The following is a 19236-nucleotide window of genomic DNA, read 5'->3' on the forward strand; positions in this document are numbered from 1 at the left end:
AGTTTCCGATGGTTCAGGATGTACGCCCAAGCGGCGCGCCCTTCAAGCGCCTGTTTTTCGCCCTGGCTTTGCCCGAAACCCAGCGCCGGGCCGTTGCCCAGTGGCGTCGTGAATTGGGGTTGCGGGCCGGCAAGCCGGTACCGGCCGAGAATTTTCATGTGACGTTGCTGTTTCTGGGCGATGTGGATGCCGCCCAGGTACCGGCACTGTGCGCGGCGGTAGACGGCATGACGCGCCCAGGGGCGCCGATACGCCTGTTGCTCGACCGTCTGCAGGTGTGGCGACGTGCCGGCGCGCTGGTGCTCGAACCTGGCGATACCCCTGCCAGCCTGCGCCAACTGGTCTACGGGCTGGAGCAGCGCCTACTGCCACTGGGCATCTCCGAGCAGGCCCGTGAATACCGTCCGCACCTGACGCTGTCACGGGATTTCCAGGGACAGCCACCAGAGGCGGCGCAGGCTCCGGAGTTCTTCCTCAATGCCCGCCGGTTCGGTCTCTATGAATCGCGCAAGGGCCGTTACTGTCCGCTGGCCGAGTGGCCGCTGGACGAAGCCTGAGCGGCGAACAGACGTTGTCCGAGGGTGTAGGCGGTGGGTAAGTGCCTGGCGGTATCCGGGCCTTCGCTCTCGTCCAGAAGGATCGAGCTCGATACCTGGGCGCCGCACCAGTCGAAGATGCCATGCTCGATCTGTACGCGCATTGCTGCGCCGTAGCCATGGCGGTCGAACAGGGCAGCGTCGGCGCCGCCGACCGCCACCAGGTGGACCTTCAGGTGGTTGAGCAGCTTGGTGGTCTTGCCGTCTTCGTAGCTGAAGGCCCAGCCATTGCTGAACACACGGTCGATCCAGCCCTTGAGCAGTGCGGGGAACGACCACCAGTACACCGGGTAGACCAGCACCAGGGTATCAGCCCGTTCGATGCGTGCCTGCTCGGCAAGGACGTCCGCCGGCGGCTTGGCCAGGTGACGATGGACATTGAGGTCGGGCAACTCGAAGCGCGGATCGAAGCCCTCTGCGGCCAGGTCGGCGATTTCGCTGGTATGGCCTGCTTGGGCCAGGCCGTCGGCGATCTGCCTGGACAATGCGTGGGTGAGTGATTGGGCGTCGGGGTGGGCGAGTACGATCAGGGCGTGCATGAATGCGTTCCTTATGGGATGCGGGAAGAGGCCGGGCGCTATATACTCGGCATAAGTTACGATTAGTAAGTTACTTTTGGTAGGTAAACTATGTCAAGCGGTGAGACGCGTCCTGTACGCAAACGCCTGTCCCGTGAGGATCGTCGGCGGCAATTGATAGCGGTGGCCTGGCAGATGGTTCGCGAGGAGGGCACCGATGCGCTGAGCCTGGGGCGCCTGAGCGAGCTGGCAGGGGTGACCAAGCCGGTGGTGTACGACCACTTCGAAACCCGCAACGGCTTGCTGGTGGCGCTTTACGAGGAATACGACGCGCGCCAGACCGCCATGCTCGAGGTCGTGCTGGCGGACTGTCCTGTGGACCTTGAGGCGCGTGCGGCGGTAATCGCCGCAGCCTATGTCGATTGTGTGATGACCCAGGGGCGTGAGATACCGGGCGTCAGTGCGGCGTTGGCCGGTTCGCCGGAGCTCGAGGCGCTCAAGCGGGGGTACGAGGATCCGTTCCTGGACCGGTGCCGCCAGGCGCTGGCGCCGTTTGCGCCGGGCGGGGATATCGGATTGGCCGGCTTGCGTCTGCTGGTCGGCGCCGCCGAGGCATTGTCACAGGCGGCGGCGTCGGGGGAAGTCGAGCCAGGGCAGGCCAAGGCGGAACTGAGCGCCGGTATCGTGGCGATGGTCCGGCGCCAGGGCTGAGGGCTGGGTCATACCGGCAGGCTGCGGTAGGGCAGTTCGTCTCCCGGGCTGCGGGCGAATTCGCGCTTGTATTCGCGGCTGAACTGCGAGGTGCTCTGGTAGCCTACCCGGTGCGCCACCTGGGCCACGCCCAGGCTCTCGCCGATCAGCATCTGCTGCGCCTTGAGCAGGCGCAGGCGTTTGAGGTACTGCATCGGCGCCAGTTCGGTGCAGCGCTTGAAGTGTTCGTGGAAGGTCGAAACGCTCATGTTGGCACGGCTGGCCAGCGCTTCGACACTCAACGGCTCGGCGAAATGATCGCGCAGGTAGGCGAGCGCGACGCCGATCCGGGCAAAGTGCCCCTGCTGTTCGACCAGCGCCCGCAACACACCGGCTTGAGGGCCGCGCAGGGCCGTATACAGCACCTCCCGCACCCGTGCCGCCCCCAGCATTTTCGCATCCAGCGGGTCCTGCAGACATTCGAGCAGACGCTCGACGCTGGCGCGCATTGGAGCACCCAGCGCCGCCGAGCTCATCGACTGCGGCGTCTGCGCCTGTACCGCCGGGTCCGGCGGCAGGGCCATGTTCTGCACCAGTTCGCTCAGCACGGTACGGTCGATGCTCACGGCCACGCCGAGCATGGGCGCCTGGGGCGTGGCGAAGGTTTCGCACATGAAGGGCACTGAAAGCGCCTGGATCAGGTAGTGCCCGGCACCGTATTCCAGCGTGCGCGGCCCCAGGCGCGCGAGCTTGCTGCCCTGGGCGATGATGATCAGGCTCGGTTCGTAGATCTGTGGGCTGCTCGCCACATAGTGGTCCCACGACAACACCTGGACCTGGGGCAGGTAGGTGTCGACGAATCCGGGGCGCGAGGCGAGGGCGCGGATCAGCGAGCAGAGAGGGGCATTGGCGTCGACGTGTTGGGTCAGGTGCATGGCAAACCAGGGACAGAGAATCAGACACTGGCATCTTCGCAGATTGACAGCCCAGCGCCAGATCGCTGCGGCCAATTCCGGAGAATAAGACACGAATGCCGGAGGATCGGCTGTGGGCCGGGCCCGTTTCGATGCGCAGAATGCGTGGCCTGAATCGTTTCAATATTGCGAGGTCCAGAGCATGTACACCGCCATCGGTTATGCCGCCCAGTCTTCCACCGCGCCCCTGGCGCCCATGACCTTCCAGCGCCGTGGCCTGCGCCCGGATGATGTCGCCATCGACATCCTCTACTGCGGCGTGTGCCACTCCGATATTCACCAGGCCCGCAATGAGTGGGGCATTGCCGTCTACCCACTGATGCCCGGCCACGAGATCGTCGGTCGTGTCACCGCTGTAGGTGAAAAGGCCGGCAAGTACCAGGTCGGTGACCTGGTCGGCGTCGGCTGCATGGTCGATTCCTGCCGCCATTGCGAGGCTTGCCGGCAGGACCTGGAGCAGTATTGCCTGGAAGGGCCGACCCAGACCTACGCCAGTCCCGACCGTATCGACGGCAGCAATACCCTGGGTGGCTATTCCAGCAGCATCGTGGTCAGCGAGCACTTCGTCCTGCGTATTCCCCAAGGGATGGACCTGCCCAGTGCAGCGCCGATCCTCTGCGCGGGCATCACCACTTACTCACCGCTCAAGCACCACGGCGTGGGGCCCGGGCACAAGGTCGGCGTGCTGGGCATGGGCGGCCTGGGCCACATGGGCATCAAGTTCGCCAAGGCCCTGGGCGCCGAGGTGACGCTGTTCACCCGCTCCCCGGCCAAGGCCGAGGAAGCCCGTCGCCAGGGCGCCGATCATGTCATCGTCTCCACCGACGAGGCGCAGATGCGCGAGGCGGCGGGTCGCTTCGACTTCCTGCTCGACACCATCCCGGTGCAACACGACCTGAACCCCTACCTCGAAACCCTGAAGTTCGACGGCGTGCACATCCTGGTCGGCCTGATCGAGCCGGTCGATCCGCCCGTGCATGCGGCCAACCTGGTGCTCAAGCGGCGGGTGCTGGCCGGCTCCTTGATCGGCGGGATCGCCGAAACCCAGGAAGTGCTGGATTTCTGCGCCGAGCACGGCATCAGCTGCGATATCGAGATGCTGGATATCCGCCACATCAACGAGGCGTTCGAGCGGATGATCAAGGGTGATGTGAAGTACCGCTTCGTGATCGACATGGCGACCTTGAAGGCCTGATCTGGGCGTTGAACGCAATCGCGGGGCGAGTCCCGCGATTGCGGCCAGTACAGGCGCTACCAGACCATTGCTTTCTTCCACCCTTTCCAGAACAACCAGCGCCGCACCTCGGCGTGCTCGCCAGTACCGATCTGCCAGGCAGGCCGCTTGCTGTCCAAGGCGATCAGCGAGATGAATCCGGCATGGCTGGCTGCGACCAGGGTGCGGCCGTCGGCGCTGATGTCCATGGCGCTGATGGCCGACCCCAGATAATGCTGCCAGTGCGCGCGACCGTCTTCGCCGAAGCCACGCAGGTAACCTTGGGCATCGCCGACGATGTACTCGCCTTGACGTGCGACGCCGGCATGGATCTGCACGCCGTCCTGCAGCATCGAGACCTGCGGATCTGTTGCCAGATTGGCGAGCGTTACGCCAAGGCTGGCGCCGCCGTCGCCCTGGCAGGCATTGAGCAGCAACTGGTCGCCGCAGTGGTTGAACAGGGCGAAGTGCGGATGTTCCCCCGCCGGGACGATCTCGGCCAGCGGCTCCAGGTGCTCGTCGAGTACCTGGTGGTTGCCGCGCTGCTCGCCCAGCACGATCCGTCGGCCGTCCGGCGACAGTGCGGCATGGGCTTGGGTCAGGGTCAGCGCGATGTCGTCAGGGTCGGTGCCGTCGGCCAGTTGCGCGAGGATGTCTGCTTCGCGGCGCAGCAGGCGGGTGGCACCTCGAGGTGTGAGCAGGAAGATGCCCTCGCGGCTGACCAGCAGTACCCGTCGGCCATCCGGCAGGGGGAGCAGGCGGGTTGGGGTGGGTGGCAGGTCGAAGGGATCGAACGGGTAGCCAGGCGGCAGGCCTTCCAGGCCATGGGGCCAGGACAGCCGAGCGACCTGAGGGCCGCCCCAGCCGTCGGTGACCCTTACGCCCTCCGCATTGGCCAGGGCGAAGTAGCGTCGTCGCGGGCAGCGGCCGAAGTGCTCGACACCGATCATCGGGGTCACCCCGTTGCGGTCGATCTGCACCACCTGGCCGTTGTCATGGGGCATGCCGATGCGTGCCAGCAAGCGGCCGTCATCGAGCAGCAGCACCTGGGCGATACCCTGGCCATGGCTCGGGAGCAGTGGCAGCAAGGGATCATGGGCGGGCGGCCAGGCTTCGCGAAACAACTGACGCTGGTGCTCGTCGATGCCAGGCCGGTTGATGGCGTGCAGGGCGAGCTGCCAGGCGTCGAGCAGGTGATCGATGGCCGGTGGGCAGGGCGCTTGTGCTGTGTCGTGTCCTTGTGCGCAACCTTGCGCAACATGGCGGTTGACGGCCTCGGCGTAGGCGGTGACCGCCTGTTGCCACTGCTGCTGAGGGTGTTGCTTGTCCATGAGCGGATCGGACTCCTTGTTCCGCATGTTGCTACAGTGCGTCATGGTACTCCGTGCGCGCGCGGTTGTGAGGCCTGGCCTTGACGCGTACCATGCCGAGTATTCCTACCAATAACAAACGTGCATCCGCGACCCGAATCTGGGCACGTGGGGCGCGTCCTATCGCTTTGCCTGCGGAGATTGCATTGGCCTCGATGAATGGACCCCTACCTGATTCCCTACCTGCACCGGCAGGCGGCGGCAGTTGGCTGAGCGTGATCGCGCTGGCGCTGGCGGCGTTCATCTTCAACACCACCGAGTTCGTGCCGGTGGCACTGCTCAGCGACATCGGTCGCAGCTTCGACATGACCACCGCGCAGGTGGGCCTGATGTTGACCATCTACGCCTGGGTGGTGGCACTGGCTTCGCTGCCGATGATGCTGATGACCCGTAACATCGAGCGGCGGCGCCTGTTGCTGTTCGTGTTCCTGGTATTCATCGTCAGCCACTTGCTGTCGTGGATGGCGCAGAGTTTCGCCATGCTGCTGGTCAGCCGCATCGGCATCGCCTTGTCGCACGCGGTGTTCTGGGCGATCACCGCGTCGCTGGCAGTGCGCGTGGCGCCGGCTGGCAAGCAGGCCAAGGCGCTCGGGTTGCTGGCCACCGGCACTACCCTGGCGATGGTCCTGGGCATCCCGCTCGGGCGTGTGGTGGGCGAGGCGCTGGGTTGGCGCATCACCTTCCTCAGCATTGCGGGCGTGGCGCTGGCGACCATGCTGTGCCTGATGAAGTCGCTGCCCTTGCTGCCGAGCCAGAACTCCGGTTCGCTGCGCAGCCTGCCGATCCTGTTCCGCAGGCCTGCCCTGGTCATCACCTATCTTCTGGTCACGCTGGTGATCACCGCACAGTTCACCGCCTACAGCTACATCGAACCGTTCGCCCTGCATGTGGCGCAGATCAGCGGTGAGCACACGACCCTGATCCTGTTGCTGTTCGGTGGGGCGGGTGTGCTCGGCTCGGTGCTGTTCAGCCGTTACAGCGATCGCTTCCCGCACGGTTTCCTGGTCGGCTCGATCGGTTGTCTGGCCGCGTGCCTGTTGCTGCTGTTGCCGCTGTCGGGGAACTTCGCCGCGTTCGCCGTGCTGAGCATGTTCTGGGGCGTGGCGATCCTGAGCTTCAGCCTGTCGCTGCAGTCGAAGACGCTCAAGTTGGCGTCCGACGCTACCGATGTGGCCATGGCACTGTTCTCGGGGATCTACAACATCGGTATCGGTGGCGGGGCATTGCTGGGCAGTATCGTCAGCAGCCAGATCGGTGTGGCCAATATCGGCCTGGTCGGTGGTGTGGTGGCGGTGCTGGGGTTGGGCCTGGCCTTGGCCAGCAGCCAGCGCTTTCGCGATGCCCTGGCCGCGCCCCCCGCGCCTTGAACTTCACGCCAGTAAAGCCGACCACGCCGACACCAGCAGCAACAGTGCCAGCAACTGATTGAAGCGCTGCAGGTGCCGGGGCGAACGCAACCAGCGGGCACTGCCGATCCCAAGCAGGGCCCAGGCGCCCATGCAGGGCAGGGCGATGATCAGAAATACCAGCGCCAGGTGCCACACCGGCAATCCTGGCGTGGCAAACACCCCGATCACCGCCACCGCCATCAGCCAGACCTTGGGGTTGACCAGTTGCAGCGAGGCCGCGCTGCCGACCCCGAAGCGCTGCCGTGCCGTGGCATGCAAGGGCTCGCCAGCGGCGCGGAACAACTGCCAGGCCAGGCGACTCAACCACAGCACGCCCACCCAGCTCATCACCTGCTGCGCCAGCGGGTGGCGCAGCAGCACCTCTCCCAGCCCCAGGCCTACCACCCAGACGATCGCCGCGGCCGCCGCGCAGGCCGCGAAGATCGGCGCCAGGCTGGCACGCAGGCCGTTGTGCGCGCCGTGGGCGAGAATCAGCAGGTTGGTCGGCCCGGGGCTGATGCTGGCGGCCAAGGCGAAAAGGATGAAGGGCAACAGCGATGACGACATGGTGAGGCTCCTGTGGTTCGGAACACCATGGTCAGGCGTGGGGGCGGTTCAGTCTGGAAGCTTTGAGCAGCGTCGGCGGTAGTCGGCCGGTGTCAGCCGGTAGGCACGACGGAACCAGCGGCCCAGGTGGCTCTGGTCGGCAAAGCCCAAGGCCATGGCCACTTCGCTGGGCGTGTCGCCGCGAGCCAGCAGGCGCCGGGCGCGGGCCAGGCGCAACTGGATCAGGTAGGCGTGCGGCGCCAGGCCGAAGGCGGCCTTGAAGGCGCGGGTCAGGCGAAAGCGATCGACGCCGCAGGCCTGCGCTACTTCGTCCAGGCCGATGTCCTGGTCGATATGGGCGTGCAGGTAGTCGCGCGCTCGCTGGGCGCACAGCGGCAGGCGTGGATCGGGGTCGAGGCGCTTGCGCCAGTGCAGGTGCCGGGTCAGGCAGGCCAGCAGGTCGTCCATGGCGGTCTGGCGCACGATTCGTAGCTCGCCGCCGTGCATGACCTGGAAGGCGCGCAAGGTGGCGCCCGCCAGTCGCGGGTCGGCACACAGGGTGTCGGCGAAGGCCGGCAGGCAGCCTGTCGGGGCCTGTTCGAACAGCGCATGCAGTTCGTTTTCCAGCCACTTCGAGTCCAGGTACAGCGTGGAGTAGGTGAAACCTTCGCGCGTGGGAGCGTCGCCGTCGTGAAGGTCGCCCGGCTCCAGCAGGAACACCTGGCCCGGCGTGCTCTGGTGCCGAACCCGGCGGCAATTGAACTGCTGCACACCCTGTTCGGTGACCCCGACCAGGAAGCTGTCGTGCCAGTGCGGGTCGTAGGCGTGGCCGACGAAATGCGCGCGGACCGACTCTATGCCGGTGTCGGCGTCTTGCTTGAGGTCGATCCAGTTGGGCATGGGCGGGGCCTGCGGAAGGGAGTCTTCACCTTAGCCCAAAAGCGCTTCGGATTTTAGAACGCATGTGCATGGGGTGGCCTGGGTAGTGGCATTGAGCCGGTATACTGGGTGTTTTTGCAGGAAGCTGTTGATCTGATGAAAAAGACATCCGGAAATTGGCTGCGCGCGTTGCTGGTCACGATCGTCGCTGCGGTGACCGCTCAAGTGGTAGCGATCTTGATACTGATTCCCTTGGTCCAGAACATGGGCGCTACGAGCACCTCGCTGTTGTTCGTCTACCTGGTGTTCGTCGGCTTGTGCTCCCTGGCGAGCGGAGCTCTATCCTTCCGAGCGCCGACGGTGGGGTTTGCCCATGACTGGAAAATCATGTCGCTGATCGCCTCCAGCAAACTCATGCTTCTGGTGACTGTGGCCCTGAGCGTCGTGCCTCTGGCGGTCGAAGGGTTCAAGCTGGCGGGATATATCAAGCAAATGCCCTTCAGCTTGTTCATGTATTGGCTGAGCGGTTTGAGCCTGCTGGTTTTTTCCGTGCTGTATCACCTGTGCGCACCCGTCGCGTATCGGTATCCGACCTTTGAAGACCTGATCAGGCGTGAAGGCAGTGCCAGGGTACTCCGTGGCGATGCTGGCAAGATCTTGGAGGGCTTGCGCGCCAGGCAAACGGCGAGCGAGGCTGCTGGTGCGGCGCCCTTCACGAGCCAGGACGAGCATGTTCTGGAAGTGCTCGCCCAAGGCCGTGTCATTGACGATGCCCAGTGTTATTTCGTCATGCGCGTGCATAGCGCCAACGCCAATTGGAAGGTGCGTTGGGTGCTGACGCTGGCGCTGCTGATTCCCGCCTATGTCATTCCAACCGTGACCGTGGGCAAGATGTTCGCGGTGGTGGACACCGCTCGACAGCAGGTGCACGAGCGGGGTGGCTGGTTGTGCGCCATCTATGGCAACGTGCTGATGCTTGGCAAGGATGCCAACGAGAGGGCCGAGTCTTCCTGCAAAGCGCACTAACCAGGGTCGGGCTGCAACTGCCCGAACTTGCCCTGCAACCACTGATGCAAGCGCGCTACTGCCGGCGACAGCTGCTTGCGGTGCGGGCACACCAGGATCAGGGGGCGCAGGTCGCCGGGGAAATCCGGCATCAGCACCTCGAGTTCGCCGGCCGCGACATTGGCGTGCACGTCCAGCCATGACTTGAAGGCGATGCCTTCGCCGGCCAGTGCCCAGCGCCGTACCACATCGGCGTCATCGCAGAACAGCGGCCCGCTGACCTGCACCGTCTGCTCACCCAGTTGCCAGCGGTCGAAGACCCGCGACTGCTGCAGGTACAGCAGGCAATCGTGCTGTTGCAGGTCTTGCGGGGTGTGCGGGCGGCCGCGGCGGGCGAGGTAGGCGGGGGCGGCGACCAGTACCCTGCGGTTCCACGGCGCCAGTGGCAGCGAGATGTAGTTGGCAGCGTCGTCGATGCCATAGCGGATGCCGACATCCACCGGGTCGCGGTACAGGTCGGCGAGTTCGTCGGAGAGAAAGAAGCGCAGGCTCAAGCCCGAGTGTTCGCGGCGAAACTCGGTGAGCCAGGGCAGCACCAGGTTGCGTCCGACATCCGAAGGCGCCGACACCTGCAGTACACCACGCAGTTCACTGTGATCGCCATGCAGGCTCTCCCGCCCGTGACGCAGGGTCTCCAGCACACTGTGGGCGGTGGGCAGGTAAAGTTCACCCTCGGCGGTCAGGCGCAGGCTACGGGTGGTGCGGGCAAACAGACGCACGTCCAGCTCTCGCTCCAGGCGCTTGATCGCTGCTGCGACCTGGCCCGGTAGCAGGTCGGCTTCCAGGGCGGCGGCGGTGAAGCTGCCCAAGGCGCTGGAGCGAATGAACAGGTGTAGATCGTCAAGGCGCAGCATTTTCACTCCTGGAATGAAAGTGTTGCTGCATTGTGCTGGTTTTTCTTTCCTGTGGGAAAGATAAGATACGCGCCATCACCTTCCCTGACAGGAGCAGTTCCGATGGATACCGTCACCCTGGCCAAGCGCCGCTACACCACCAAGGCCTACGACGCCAGCCGCAAGATCCCGCAGGCCACCGTCGATGCACTGCTCGAGCAATTGCGTCATAGCCCGTCCTCGGTCAACTCGCAGCCCTGGCACTTCATCGTCGCCGACAGCGCCGAAGGCAAGGCACGCCTGGCCAAGGCCACCGAAGCCTTCGCCTACAACACACCCAAGATTCTCAACGCCTCGCACGTGATCGTGTTCGCGACCCGCACCGAAATGACCGAGGCGCACCTGCACGCCGTGCTTGACCAGGAAGCAGCCGACGGCCGTTTTCGCGATGATCAGGCCCGTGCCGGCCAGGACACGACGCGCCGTGGCTATGTGAACCTGCACCGCTACGACCTCAAGGATGCGCAGCACTGGATGGAAAAGCAGACCTACCTGGCCCTGGGCACCGCTTTGCTGGGCGCTGCCGCCCACGGGCTCGATGCGACCCCGATCGAGGGCTTCGACAGCAAGGCGCTGGACGCCGAGCTGGGCCTGCGCGAGCGTGGCTTCACCAGCGTCGTGCTGCTGAGCCTGGGGTATCGCAGTGAAGATGACTTCAATGCCGGCCTGAGCAAGTCGCGGCTGCCGGCCGAGACGGTGTTCACCTTCCTCTGAAAAAACCGGGGCAGGCCGCTACGGTCTGCCCCGGCTTTCAATCTTCCTCCAGCGCCTGCTCGACCACGTCGCGGCTGGCGTCCAGCACTTGCTGCTGTACTTCCTCGCTGGCCAACATACGCCCGACCACCAGAGCACCGACGCACTGGCTGATCAACGCCCAGGCCCTGCGCTCGTCCCCAAGCGTTTCACTCCACGCGGCCTGCAGTTCGAGCAGCCAGTGTTCGGCCTGTTCACGGACCGGTCGCTCGGCGCGAGCGATCTCGACCCCCAGCGGCGGCAGCGGGCAGCCACCTTCGGGATTGTGCAGGTGGGCCAGGCTCAAGTACTGCTTCAGGCAGCGGCGCAGACGTTCGCGGTCGGCGCCCTGGCTGGCCAGGCGAGCGAACGGGCTATTGCACAGCTCGCGTCGCACCACCTCGCTGAACAGGTCATCCTTGGACGGGAAGTGATTGTAGAAGGCGCCACCGGTAAGGCCGATGGCCTTCATCAACTCGGCGACCCCGGTACTGGCGAAACCACCACGTTTGGCCAGGACGCCGCTGCTGGCCAGCAATTTCTCGCGAGTCTGTTGCTTGTGATCGGTGGAGTAGCGCATCCGCGACCCTCGGTGTGCTGGCTTGACGGTGCAGCGATCATAGCATAGCGTTCGTTTACTAAATGATCGTTCATCAATGGAGGTGCCGATGACAGAACAACGAAAAGCGGTCCTGGTGATAGGGGCGGGTGATGCCACCGGCGGCGAGATCGCCAAGCGTTTTGCCCGCGAAGGTTATATCGCCTGTGTGACCCGTCGCGACGCTGACAAGCTGCAACCACTGGTGGACGAGATCCGTGCGGCTGGCGGTCAGGCCTACGGTTTCGGCTCCGATGCACGCAAGGGAGAGGCGGTGGCCGAGCTGATCGAAACCATCGAGCGTGATATCGCCCCGATCGAGGCCTTCGTGTTCAACATCGGCGCCAACGTGCCCTGCAGCATCCTCGACGAAACGCCGCGCAAATACTTCAAGATCTGGGAAATGGCCTGCTTCGCCGGCTTTCTCACTTCTCAGGCAGTGGCGCGGCGCATGGTCACCCGCGAACGCGGCACCCTGATCTTCACCGGCGCCACTGCCGGCACCCGCGGCGCCGCCGGTTTTGCTGCCTTCGCCGGTGCCAAGCACGCCTTGCGCGCCCTGGCCCAGAGCATGGCGCGCGAGCTGGGGCCGCGAAACATCCACGTGGCGCACGTGGTGGTCGACGGCGCCATCGACACGGCGTTCATTCGCGATACCTTCCCTGAGCGCTACGCCCTGAAGGACCAGGATGGCATCCTTGACCCGGCGCATATCGCCGACAGCTACTGGTACCTGCACACCCAGCCCCGGGACGCCTGGACGTTCGAACTTGACTTGCGCCCCTGGATCGAACGCTGGTGATCCGCTGTGCCCAACCACCTTCCGCCACAAGGAGTGCTGCATGAGCAAGTGCGTCGAGTTCTACTTTGATCTGGGCAGTCCGGCCAGCTACCTGGCTTGGACCCAGTTGCCCGCCCTGTGTGCCCGCCGAGGCGCCACCCTGGCGCTGCGGCCAATGCTGCTGGGCGGCGTGTTCCAGGCCACCGGCAATGCCTCGCCGGCGACGATACCGGCCAAGGGGCGCTACATGATCGGTGACCTGAAACGCTTCGCTGCCCGTTATGGCGTGCCGTTCAGCCTCCCGCCCGGGTTTCCGGTCAATACCCTGAACCTGATGCGGGGCGTGCTCGGCACGCAGATGCGTTCGCCCGAGCGCCTCGAACCCTTGCTCAAGGCGTTGTTCGACGGGCTTTGGGTGCAACAGCGCAATCTGTCGGAACCTGAGGTGCTCGATGCGACGCTGCGCGAAGCAGGCATGGACCCCGAGGCGTTTCGTGCCCTGGCGGCCGACGTCGAGGTCAAGGAGCGGCTCAAGCAGGTGACCCAGGAGGCGGTCGAGCGGGGCGTGTTCGGCGCGCCGATCTGTTTTGTCGGCGGGCAGATGTTCTTCGGTCAGGACCGCTTGGACTTCATCGAAGAAGCATTAACCTAACAGCCGCTCCAGTTGCGTGCGTTCCCAGACGCTGAGCAGCTCGACCGGGTCGGTGCCATAGCGCTGCCAGTGGCCGCGCTCGGCCTCGCGGCCATCGGGGGCGCGGCATTCGCTGCAATGGGCGAGGCCTTCGTCGTCGAGGGTCAGGATCAGTTGCCAGTGGCCGATCTGTACCCTGACCCGCCCGTCGCTCAGGTGCTCGTGCACGTCCAGCGCCTGGACGCCGAGGGCGGCGTCACGCAGGCACTGGTAGATCTCACGGCTGTTGGGGGCGGACATGAACGATCAGAAGTTCGCCGGGGTGTTGGCGCTGATGATTTCTGCTTCGTCCGGGCCGATGTTCTTGAAGCTGTGCGGCAGCGTGGTGGGGATGTAGTAGCCGTCGCCCGAGTTGAGCACGCTGACCTGGCCATCGACCCACAACTCGACCGTCCCCCGGGTGACCAGCCCGCATTCCTCGCCTTCGGCATGCACGATCGGCTCGCCCGAGTCGGCACCCGGTGCGTAGAGCTCGCGCAGCATGCGCATCTGTCGGCCTTCGACACTGGCGCCGACCAGCAGCATGCGCAGGCCGTTGCGACCCAGGTCGGGTTGCTCGCTGCCGCGGAACACGTAGCGCTCTTCGCGTGCAGGTTCATCGAAGCTGAAGAACTCGGCGAGGCTCATGGGGATGCCTTCGAGGAGTTTTTTCAGGGAACTGACCGAGGGGCTGACGCGGTTCTGCTCGATCTGCGAAATCGTCGAGTTGGTCAGGCCGCTGCGGCGGGCCAGCTCCCGCTGGGAGAGGTTGTTGCGTTCACGCACCAGTTTGAGTCGTGTCCCCGTGTCCATAGCCGCCTTGAGTAGTGAGTGATCAGAGGTGTCAAAAATAATGGGCAGCGCATTAAAACACACTCTGACCGGCAACGCGCTGTGCTTGTCAGGTGCGCTGGACGGCGGGGGCAGGCCACAGCCCGACCAGCAGCAACAGCACGGCCACGGCCACGAACGGCAGGCGCGGATCGACGGCGTAGACCAGCGTCCCGGCCAGCGGTCCGATCACCGCTCCCATGCCTTGAGCAGCGCTGATCGACCCCGCGGTGGCCCCTTGTTCGCTGGCTTGCATGGCATTGGCGGCCAGCGCCGAGAAGGCAGGGAAGACGAAGCCCATGCCCGCGGCGGCGACGAAGAAGCACGCCCACAATGCCGGAGCAGTGGTGGCCAAGGCCCCGGCGGCAAAGCCCAGCGCGCTGATGCTGGCGCCCACGCGGATCATCTTCAGCGGTGGCCACTCCAACTGGCGCAGCAGAATCTGCGAGCCAATCAGCGCCACGCCCACGGCGGTCAGGGCGATGCCTGCGGCCTGGGCGGCATCGGCACTGTTCAGTTGCAAGCGATCGAGGGCGAAAAAGCCCACGGTGATCTGCGACACGGTCACGCTGAGCATGGCGCTGAAGGCCACAATCAACGGTCGGCGCAGGCGCGGGTCACCCAGGCGCACAGGGCTTGGCGCGTGGTTGTGGGGCAGCGGCTGAGGCTTGAGCTTGAACAGCAGCACGAGGAATGCGCTGGCCGGCAGCAGCGACATGATGAAGAACGGGGCGCTCAGGCTATGGCGAGCCAGCAACGCGGCCAGTGCCGGGCCGAGCACCAGCCCTACGGCATTGGCTGCGCCGAGCAAGGCCATGGCGCGGGCGCGGCGCTCGGGCTCGACATGGTCGGCGATCAGTGCATTGCCGCCCACCGGCAGCGCGGCATAGAAGGCGCCGATCAGGCCGCGGGTCAGCATCAGGCCGAGAAAGGCCAGGGTCGCGCCCGGCAGCCAGCGCAAGGCGCCATCGATGAACAGGCACAGCAGCCAATAGGCGACGGTGAAGCCGGCACTGCCCATCAGCAGGATGCGTCGCCGGCCCAGGCGGTCGGCGGCCCGGCCCCATGGGCGTGCAAGAATGACCCAGACCACGCCTGCCACGGTGACCGCCGCACCGGCTTGCCAGGTGGCCATCCCCAGCAGGCGGGCGATGGGGCCGATCAAGGCGACGAACGCCATCATCGACATGGTGCAGGCCATGTTCACCAGCAGCAGCGGGCGCAGGTCCAGGGCGGGGGCTTGGGGCGGGGTGGGAGATGCAGTGTCCTTCGCGGTGGTCATTGAAACATCCATGGCAGGCGGAAAGGTATCGGCCCCATTCCGCCTGCAGGCGTTTTTCAGTCGCTGCGGCGCAAGGGCCCTGGCCACATGCTACGCAATACGCCATCGCGACGCACCAGTGCATGGAACAGCGCTGCGCCGAGGTGGGCCAGGATGGTGACGAACAGCAGGTAGCCCGCCCAGCCGTGCGCCTGGCGCAGCACGGCATACAACTGCAGGTCGTGAGGCATGATCGCCGGCAGTTGCAAGGGCCGTGGGTAGCCGCCGGCCGAGAGCATCGCCCAGCCGAGCAACGGCATCGCCAGCATCAGCCCGTACAGCGCCAGGTGCGAGGCGCCGGCAGCGAAACGCTGCAGCGGTGGCAGGTCGGCGGGCAGTGGCGGGTGCGGCAGGGTCAGGCGCAGGATGATGCGCAGCACCACCAGTGCCAGCAGCGCCAGGCCCGTGGCCTTGTGCAGCTCCACCAGCCAGGGGTGACGTGGCGACAGGTCGCCGACCATGCTCACGCCGATGAACAGCATCGCCAGGATCAGTATCGCCATGAGCCAGTGCACCAGGCGGGCCACGGGGTGGAAGGCGGACGGTTTCATGGGCGGGCTCCTGCGCCGAGGCTTTCACGGCTACGGCGGTTGAACGATTCCGAGTAGGCGGCCGAGCGCGCGGCGAGAATCGGATCGGCGGAGGCTTCGATGCCGCTGGGCAGAATCAGCGGGTCGAAGTTGAGGTCGCGGCAGGCGCCTTGTTCCGGTGCATCGACGTGGTCGATCACCAGGGTGCCGGCATCGATGCTGCGGCGCGAGTCGGGCCATTGGCTGGCCGGGTCGTCGATGGCGTCGCCGGGTTCGGCGAGGGTCAGGCGCAGTGTCCAGCGCAACGGCGCCTGGCTCAGGCGTTGTTGCAGGTCGTGTTGCAGGTACAGATTGTCCTCGACCTGGGCGGGCAGAGGGGCAAAGGGTGTTTGCGCGACCATGCGCCAGCGCACGGCTTGCGCCTTGCCGCTGGCATCGATCAGGCGAAAGGCGTTGATGCTGTTGTAGTCGGTGTTGGCGAAGCTGTCGCTGGGCTTGGCGCTGGCGGCCCATTGGCGAAAGGCTGCGCTCTCCGGGTGGGCGGCGAAGAACGCCTGCAGCTTGGCCGGGTCCGGTTTGCCGGTGGCCGGGCTCGGGCCGCTGGCCACGACCAGTTCATAGAAACCTTGCGGGGTGCTTACCGCCAACACGGGTGGATTGTTCATGCCGGTACGCCAGACCTGGCCGTCGTCGGTACTCAGCTGGACCGCCAGGCTGCGGGTCGGTACGCCGGCGTCGGGGCTGTAGGGGTTGGCACCGCCGATGGCGAAGCGGCCGATCACCGGCACCCGTGCCTGGCTGAATACCCGCGCACTCGACAGCGCCTGCGCCTGGCCGCTGCTTTCGAAGTAGCCGCTGACGCACAGGCCCTTGGCGTGGTTCTTGCGGTAGCCGGGATGGTGGCCGGCCTGGGCTTCGAAGGTGTCGATGATGCGCTGTGGCGTCAGGGCAGGGGTGCCGATCCATCCGGCGGCATAGGCGAAGCCCGCACCCAGCGCCACGACCGTGGCGCCTATGGCGGCCAGGCGCAGGGCCTTGGCAGGGCCTTGCAGGGGTGTGTTCATGGTGACGTTCCGAGTCAGTGAATGAGCCGGTATGACGTGGGAGCGAAAAATTTATTCCCTCGACGGGAATAGATTTCGTCGCGCCCCGTCTGCCCATTACACTGACAGCCCATGGGGCCGGGGCCTGACCATGCATGACCTGGATGAACAACAATGGCGCGAACTGCTGCAGAGCCTGCGGCGCTTCGCCCTGTGGCTGACCCGCGAAAGCGGCAGTGCCGACGACCTGGTCCAGGCCACCGTCGAGCGTGCGCTCACCCGCAGCGGTCAACAGCAAGAGGAACAGAACCGGCGTGCCTGGCTGTTCACCATCCTCTATCGGCTGTTCCTCGACGGCAAGCGTCGCGATCGCCTGCACTCGCGCTGGCTGAACTGGTTCGGTCGTGGCGGACAGGCCGAGGAGCCGCTGGGCTACGAGACCGAGAGCATCGTGCTGGCCCAGGCCGACCTGCAGGCCTTCGCCCGCCTGCCCAGCGAACAGCGCGCGCTGTTGCTGCTGGTCAGCGTCGAGGGCTTGAGCTACAAGGAAGTCGCCCAGGCCCTGGATATACCGATCGGCACCGTCATGTCGCGCTTGTCGCGCGCCCGTGCCGCGTTGCGTGAACTGACCGAGGGCAAGCCATCGTCCCCGGCCTTGCGGAGACTGAAATGACTCGCCTGATCCCCACCGAGCAAGAGCTGCACGCCTTTGTCGACGACCAACTGGAGCCTGTACGCCGGGCCGAGGTCGAGGCCTGGCTTGCGGCCAACCCGGAGCAGGCCGCGCGGATCGAGGCCTGGCGCAGCGATGCCCGGCGCCTGCGCGCGGCGCTTGCCGGTTTCAACGACATGCCCCACAACCCGCAACTGGAACTCGCCCACCTGCGACGGCGGGTGCGTCAGCGTCGCCAGCAGCGCTTCGCGTCGGCCGCTGTCCTGCTGCTGGCGTTGGGGCTTGGTGGGCTAGGGGGCTGGCAGGCACGTGAATCGACGATGCTGGCAGGCGATTTGCCGATGGCCGACGCGGTGCAGGCACACAAGCTGTTCGCCGACGCCACGGCCCTCGATGTCCAGGCCGATGACCCTGCGCAGTTGCAGTCGTGGCTGGGGCGGCATTTCAACCGGGTCGGCCAGGTGCCGGATCTCAGCGGATACGGCTTCCAGCCTGTGGGTGCACGCCTGCTGGCCAACGAGGACGGCCCGGCGGCATTGTTGGTGTTCCAGGACAAAAAAGGCGAACGCATCAGCCTGTTCATGCGCTCCCCAGGCGGGCGCTACGACCAGATGCCCAGCGGGCAGCGCGTCGATGGGCAGCTCGAGGCGCGCTACTGGTCCCATGGTGACTACAACTTCGCCCTGGTCAGTGCGGCAGACGATGCTCGCGCGGAACAGGTCAGGAGGACCTTGGGCGTCAGTCTCTAGCGACGATTTCCAGGGGAGGCGAACTTTCATTTGAAAGCGCTATGCTTGGCCCATGTCCAGCACACCTGCCTTGCGCCAGCCTTGCCCTCCCGGCGCCTGTGATTGCGGGCGCGAGCAGTTGCACGCGCACCCACCCCAGGCCCAACGCATTCTTCTGCTCAACCGCCAGGAGGAGAAGCGCCTGCTCGAACGCCTGGAAAACCTCCAGAGCCTGGAAGACCTGCAGCGCCTGCAGTCACGCCTCTACGAGCAATTGGGCATTCGCGTGCATATCGCACCAGGCTACAACGAGGTGCGTACCATGCGCGGCTTCGTCATCGAGCTGGACGACCAGCCGGGGCTGTGCCGCAAGACCCGCCAGTCGATCCCAGCCGCTATTCGCAAAGGCCTGGAGCGCAATCCGGAAGTGGCCTTCCGGCTGCTCGATGCCCACGACCTGCTTGGTGGTGCCTGAGTCTCAGCGCATCGCCGCCAGCTTGATGCCAAACCCGACCAGACAAGCACCGGCCAGCCGCTCGAGCAGGTTGGATATCCGCGGATTGGCGCGCATGCGCTCGGCCAGGTGGTGGGTCAGCAGCACCGCGAACAGGCCGTAGAGAAGGGTCAGCCCGGCGACCGTCACCGCCATGAAGGCGAAAGTGATGAAGCCCTGATGCTGTACCGGATCGATGAACAGTGGGAAGAAGGCCATGTAGAACATGATCGCCTTGGGGTTGAGCAGGGTGATCATCATGGTCTGGCGCAGGTAGTGGCCGCTGTCCATGCGGCTTTCACGCGGCGCAGTGCCGGGCTTGCTCAGCACCATGCGCAGGCCGAGCCAGGCCAGGTAGGCGGCGCCAGCCCACTGCACGACGTGAAAGGCGGCCGGGTAGGCGGCGAGCAGGGTGGCGACGCCTGCAACGGCCAGCCACATCAGCACCTGGTCGCCGAGGATCACCCCGAGGGTCGCCGCCAGCCCGCCCTTGATCCCACCCTTGCCGGTAGCGGTGATCAGGGCGAAGTTGCCGGGGCCGGGAATGGCCAGGAGGACGATGAAGGCGATGACGAAGGCGCCGTAGTCGGTTACGCCGAGCATGGGAAAGTTCTCCTGGGGGAATGCCAGGATATATGCCACGTTCCGCCCGCCTTGCATAGCGGCCCATCATGAATGCGCTGGAACCTGCAGAAGCGGATCTT

Annotated in this window: 24 protein-coding genes; 11 read left to right on the plus strand and 13 right to left on the minus strand. The window is 65.5% G+C overall.

Annotated elements, in window-relative coordinates; translation table 11 throughout:
- Positions 1-8 precede the first annotated feature (8 nt).
- The gene (thpR, locus tag ACNFHO_RS02755) at positions 9-557 is read left to right on the plus strand and encodes an RNA 2',3'-cyclic phosphodiesterase (protein ID WP_416765125.1); all 549 of its coding nucleotides are present in this window, start codon (positions 9-11) and stop codon (positions 555-557) included.
- Here the strand turns inward: thpR and ACNFHO_RS02760 are convergent.
- Positions 518-1135, minus strand: a complete 618-nt coding sequence (locus tag ACNFHO_RS02760; RefSeq protein WP_054890875.1) for an NAD(P)H-dependent oxidoreductase — start codon at positions 1133-1135, stop codon at positions 518-520. The two genes, thpR and ACNFHO_RS02760, sit on opposite strands and share 40 nt — an antisense overlap.
- A gap of 90 nt (positions 1136-1225) precedes the next feature.
- Here ACNFHO_RS02760 and ACNFHO_RS02765 point away from each other — a divergent pair, with 90 nt between their 5' ends.
- Positions 1226-1825 carry a TetR/AcrR family transcriptional regulator gene (locus ACNFHO_RS02765; protein ID WP_112898447.1) on the plus strand — a complete coding sequence of 200 codons (600 nt, stop codon included), beginning with the start codon at positions 1226-1228 and terminating at the stop codon, positions 1823-1825.
- An 8-nt stretch (positions 1826-1833) separates the two neighbouring features.
- Here ACNFHO_RS02765 and ACNFHO_RS02770 read toward each other — a convergent pair whose 3' ends face one another.
- Positions 1834-2739, minus strand: a complete 906-nt coding sequence (locus tag ACNFHO_RS02770; RefSeq protein ID WP_054890873.1) for an AraC family transcriptional regulator — start codon at positions 2737-2739, stop codon at positions 1834-1836.
- Between the two features lie 181 nt (positions 2740-2920).
- On the opposite strand from ACNFHO_RS02770, the gene ACNFHO_RS02775 reads away from it, so the two are divergent.
- The gene (locus ACNFHO_RS02775; RefSeq protein ID WP_054890894.1) at positions 2921-3973 is read left to right on the plus strand and encodes an NAD(P)-dependent alcohol dehydrogenase; all 1053 of its coding nucleotides are present in this window, start codon (positions 2921-2923) and stop codon (positions 3971-3973) included.
- Between the two features lie 56 nt (positions 3974-4029).
- Here ACNFHO_RS02775 and ACNFHO_RS02780 read toward each other — a convergent pair whose 3' ends face one another.
- Entirely contained in the window at positions 4030-5322 is a 1293-nt protein-coding gene (locus tag ACNFHO_RS02780; RefSeq protein ID WP_112898446.1) for a hypothetical protein, read from the minus strand.
- A 194-nt stretch (positions 5323-5516) separates the two neighbouring features.
- Here ACNFHO_RS02780 and ACNFHO_RS02785 point away from each other — a divergent pair, with 194 nt between their 5' ends.
- Positions 5517-6728: a sugar transporter gene (locus tag ACNFHO_RS02785; protein ID WP_054890871.1), complete on the plus strand. Its 1212-nt coding sequence runs from the start codon at positions 5517-5519 to the stop codon at positions 6726-6728.
- 3 nt (positions 6729-6731) lie between these two features.
- Here the strand turns inward: ACNFHO_RS02785 and ACNFHO_RS02790 are convergent, their stop codons facing one another.
- Together ACNFHO_RS02790 and ACNFHO_RS02795 are read right to left on the minus strand one after the other, a co-directional pair.
- Positions 6732-7316, minus strand: coding sequence for a LysE family translocator (locus ACNFHO_RS02790; protein ID WP_151924839.1), 585 nt, complete (start codon positions 7314-7316; stop codon positions 6732-6734).
- Between the two features lie 48 nt (positions 7317-7364).
- Positions 7365-8195, minus strand: coding sequence for an AraC family ligand binding domain-containing protein (locus tag ACNFHO_RS02795; protein WP_416765128.1), 831 nt, complete (start codon positions 8193-8195; stop codon positions 7365-7367).
- Between the two features lie 135 nt (positions 8196-8330).
- Here ACNFHO_RS02795 and ACNFHO_RS02800 point away from each other — a divergent pair, with 135 nt between their 5' ends.
- The gene (locus tag ACNFHO_RS02800; RefSeq protein ID WP_416765130.1) at positions 8331-9200 is read left to right on the plus strand and encodes a hypothetical protein; all 870 of its coding nucleotides are present in this window, start codon (positions 8331-8333) and stop codon (positions 9198-9200) included.
- Here the strand turns inward: ACNFHO_RS02800 and ACNFHO_RS02805 are convergent.
- The gene (locus ACNFHO_RS02805; protein WP_416765131.1) at positions 9197-10093 is read right to left on the minus strand and encodes a LysR family transcriptional regulator; all 897 of its coding nucleotides are present in this window, start codon (positions 10091-10093) and stop codon (positions 9197-9199) included. The two genes, ACNFHO_RS02800 and ACNFHO_RS02805, sit on opposite strands and share 4 nt — an antisense overlap.
- 102 nt (positions 10094-10195) lie before the next feature.
- On the opposite strand from ACNFHO_RS02805, the gene ACNFHO_RS02810 reads away from it, so the two are divergent.
- Entirely contained in the window at positions 10196-10846 is a 651-nt protein-coding gene (locus tag ACNFHO_RS02810) for an oxygen-insensitive NAD(P)H-dependent nitroreductase NfsB (protein WP_054890866.1), read from the plus strand.
- Between the two features lie 37 nt (positions 10847-10883).
- Here the strand turns inward: ACNFHO_RS02810 and ACNFHO_RS02815 are convergent, their stop codons facing one another.
- Positions 10884-11444, minus strand: coding sequence for a TetR/AcrR family transcriptional regulator (locus ACNFHO_RS02815; protein WP_054890865.1), 561 nt, complete (start codon positions 11442-11444; stop codon positions 10884-10886).
- 88 nt (positions 11445-11532) lie between these two features.
- Here ACNFHO_RS02815 and ACNFHO_RS02820 point away from each other — a divergent pair, with 88 nt between their 5' ends.
- Together ACNFHO_RS02820 and ACNFHO_RS02825 are read left to right on the plus strand one after the other, a co-directional pair.
- Complete coding sequence (locus tag ACNFHO_RS02820) at positions 11533-12264, plus strand: SDR family oxidoreductase (protein WP_416765132.1); 732 nt, start codon at positions 11533-11535, stop codon at positions 12262-12264.
- Between the two features lie 40 nt (positions 12265-12304).
- On the plus strand, positions 12305-12895 hold the full coding sequence (locus ACNFHO_RS02825; RefSeq protein ID WP_112898439.1) for a 2-hydroxychromene-2-carboxylate isomerase: 591 nt from the start codon (positions 12305-12307) through the stop codon (positions 12893-12895).
- On the opposite strand, the gene ACNFHO_RS02830 is transcribed toward ACNFHO_RS02825, so the two are convergent.
- The 5 genes from ACNFHO_RS02830 to ACNFHO_RS02850 all read right to left on the minus strand — a co-directional run bounded on the left by ACNFHO_RS02830 (position 12887) and on the right by ACNFHO_RS02850 (position 16659).
- Entirely contained in the window at positions 12887-13174 is a 288-nt protein-coding gene (locus ACNFHO_RS02830) for a DUF7693 family protein (RefSeq protein ID WP_063545120.1), read from the minus strand. The two genes, ACNFHO_RS02825 and ACNFHO_RS02830, sit on opposite strands and share 9 nt — an antisense overlap.
- Before the next feature lie 6 nt (positions 13175-13180).
- A complete protein-coding gene (locus tag ACNFHO_RS02835) occupies positions 13181-13726 on the minus strand; it encodes a cupin domain-containing protein (RefSeq protein ID WP_063545119.1) in 546 nt (181 codons plus the stop codon).
- A gap of 88 nt (positions 13727-13814) precedes the next feature.
- Entirely contained in the window at positions 13815-15026 is a 1212-nt protein-coding gene (locus ACNFHO_RS02840; RefSeq protein ID WP_063545118.1) for an MFS transporter, read from the minus strand.
- 56 nt (positions 15027-15082) lie between these two features.
- The gene (locus ACNFHO_RS02845) at positions 15083-15616 is read right to left on the minus strand and encodes a cytochrome b (RefSeq protein WP_063545117.1); all 534 of its coding nucleotides are present in this window, start codon (positions 15614-15616) and stop codon (positions 15083-15085) included.
- The gene (locus tag ACNFHO_RS02850) at positions 15613-16659 is read right to left on the minus strand and encodes a catalase family peroxidase (protein ID WP_065862706.1); all 1047 of its coding nucleotides are present in this window, start codon (positions 16657-16659) and stop codon (positions 15613-15615) included. The genes ACNFHO_RS02845 and ACNFHO_RS02850 overlap by 4 nt, the downstream gene beginning before the upstream one ends.
- 130 nt (positions 16660-16789) lie before the next feature.
- Here ACNFHO_RS02850 and ACNFHO_RS02855 point away from each other — a divergent pair, with 130 nt between their 5' ends.
- From ACNFHO_RS02855 to ACNFHO_RS02865, 3 genes are read left to right on the plus strand one after another with little or no spacing between them, the layout of a single operon-like run.
- Positions 16790-17311, plus strand: coding sequence for a sigma-70 family RNA polymerase sigma factor (locus ACNFHO_RS02855; protein WP_416765135.1), 522 nt, complete (start codon positions 16790-16792; stop codon positions 17309-17311).
- The gene (locus ACNFHO_RS02860) at positions 17308-18060 is read left to right on the plus strand and encodes an anti-sigma factor family protein (RefSeq protein ID WP_063545115.1); all 753 of its coding nucleotides are present in this window, start codon (positions 17308-17310) and stop codon (positions 18058-18060) included. Before ACNFHO_RS02855 ends, ACNFHO_RS02860 begins: the two co-directional genes overlap by 4 nt.
- A 52-nt stretch (positions 18061-18112) precedes the next feature.
- Entirely contained in the window at positions 18113-18514 is a 402-nt protein-coding gene (locus tag ACNFHO_RS02865; RefSeq protein ID WP_054890856.1) for a hypothetical protein, read from the plus strand.
- Between the two features lie 3 nt (positions 18515-18517).
- On the opposite strand, the gene ACNFHO_RS02870 is transcribed toward ACNFHO_RS02865, so the two are convergent.
- The gene (locus ACNFHO_RS02870; RefSeq protein ID WP_414155583.1) at positions 18518-19135 is read right to left on the minus strand and encodes a LysE family transporter; all 618 of its coding nucleotides are present in this window, start codon (positions 19133-19135) and stop codon (positions 18518-18520) included.
- Positions 19136-19236 lie beyond the last annotated feature (101 nt).

The organism is Pseudomonas sp. NY15374 (assembly GCF_048068255.1).
GTDB lineage: Bacteria > Pseudomonadota > Gammaproteobacteria > Pseudomonadales > Pseudomonadaceae > Aquipseudomonas > Aquipseudomonas machongensis.

Bases quoted from the DNA above. Each gene is read 5' to 3' on its own strand.
- ACNFHO_RS02865 (WP_054890856.1), top strand. From the start codon at position 18,113: ATGTCCAGCACACCTGCCTTGCGCCAGCCTTGCCCTCCCGGCGCCTGT.
- ACNFHO_RS02815 (WP_054890865.1), bottom strand. From the start codon at position 11,444: ATGCGCTACTCCACCGATCACAAGCAACAGACTCGCGAGAAATTGCTG.
- ACNFHO_RS02800 (WP_416765130.1), top strand. From the start codon at position 8,331: ATGAAAAAGACATCCGGAAATTGGCTGCGCGCGTTGCTGGTCACGATC.
- ACNFHO_RS02775 (WP_054890894.1), top strand. From the start codon at position 2,921: ATGTACACCGCCATCGGTTATGCCGCCCAGTCTTCCACCGCGCCCCTG.
- ACNFHO_RS02770 (WP_054890873.1), bottom strand. From the start codon at position 2,739: ATGCACCTGACCCAACACGTCGACGCCAATGCCCCTCTCTGCTCGCTG.
- ACNFHO_RS02855 (WP_416765135.1), top strand. From the start codon at position 16,790: ATGCATGACCTGGATGAACAACAATGGCGCGAACTGCTGCAGAGCCTG.
- ACNFHO_RS02845 (WP_063545117.1), bottom strand. From the start codon at position 15,616: ATGAAACCGTCCGCCTTCCACCCCGTGGCCCGCCTGGTGCACTGGCTC.
- ACNFHO_RS02825 (WP_112898439.1), top strand. From the start codon at position 12,305: ATGAGCAAGTGCGTCGAGTTCTACTTTGATCTGGGCAGTCCGGCCAGC.
- ACNFHO_RS02810 (WP_054890866.1), top strand. From the start codon at position 10,196: ATGGATACCGTCACCCTGGCCAAGCGCCGCTACACCACCAAGGCCTAC.
- thpR (WP_416765125.1), top strand. From the start codon at position 9: ATGGTTCAGGATGTACGCCCAAGCGGCGCGCCCTTCAAGCGCCTGTTT.
- ACNFHO_RS02765 (WP_112898447.1), top strand. From the start codon at position 1,226: ATGTCAAGCGGTGAGACGCGTCCTGTACGCAAACGCCTGTCCCGTGAG.
- ACNFHO_RS02830 (WP_063545120.1), bottom strand. From the start codon at position 13,174: ATGTCCGCCCCCAACAGCCGTGAGATCTACCAGTGCCTGCGTGACGCC.
- ACNFHO_RS02850 (WP_065862706.1), bottom strand. From the start codon at position 16,659: ATGAACACACCCCTGCAAGGCCCTGCCAAGGCCCTGCGCCTGGCCGCC.
- ACNFHO_RS02780 (WP_112898446.1), bottom strand. From the start codon at position 5,322: ATGGACAAGCAACACCCTCAGCAGCAGTGGCAACAGGCGGTCACCGCC.
- ACNFHO_RS02785 (WP_054890871.1), top strand. From the start codon at position 5,517: ATGAATGGACCCCTACCTGATTCCCTACCTGCACCGGCAGGCGGCGGC.
- ACNFHO_RS02790 (WP_151924839.1), bottom strand. From the start codon at position 7,316: ATGTCGTCATCGCTGTTGCCCTTCATCCTTTTCGCCTTGGCCGCCAGC.
- ACNFHO_RS02840 (WP_063545118.1), bottom strand. From the start codon at position 15,026: ATGACCACCGCGAAGGACACTGCATCTCCCACCCCGCCCCAAGCCCCC.
- ACNFHO_RS02870 (WP_414155583.1), bottom strand. From the start codon at position 19,135: ATGCTCGGCGTAACCGACTACGGCGCCTTCGTCATCGCCTTCATCGTC.
- ACNFHO_RS02835 (WP_063545119.1), bottom strand. From the start codon at position 13,726: ATGGACACGGGGACACGACTCAAACTGGTGCGTGAACGCAACAACCTC.
- ACNFHO_RS02795 (WP_416765128.1), bottom strand. From the start codon at position 8,195: ATGCCCAACTGGATCGACCTCAAGCAAGACGCCGACACCGGCATAGAG.
- ACNFHO_RS02760 (WP_054890875.1), bottom strand. From the start codon at position 1,135: ATGCACGCCCTGATCGTACTCGCCCACCCCGACGCCCAATCACTCACC.
- ACNFHO_RS02820 (WP_416765132.1), top strand. From the start codon at position 11,533: ATGACAGAACAACGAAAAGCGGTCCTGGTGATAGGGGCGGGTGATGCC.
- ACNFHO_RS02860 (WP_063545115.1), top strand. From the start codon at position 17,308: ATGACTCGCCTGATCCCCACCGAGCAAGAGCTGCACGCCTTTGTCGAC.
- ACNFHO_RS02805 (WP_416765131.1), bottom strand. From the start codon at position 10,093: ATGCTGCGCCTTGACGATCTACACCTGTTCATTCGCTCCAGCGCCTTG.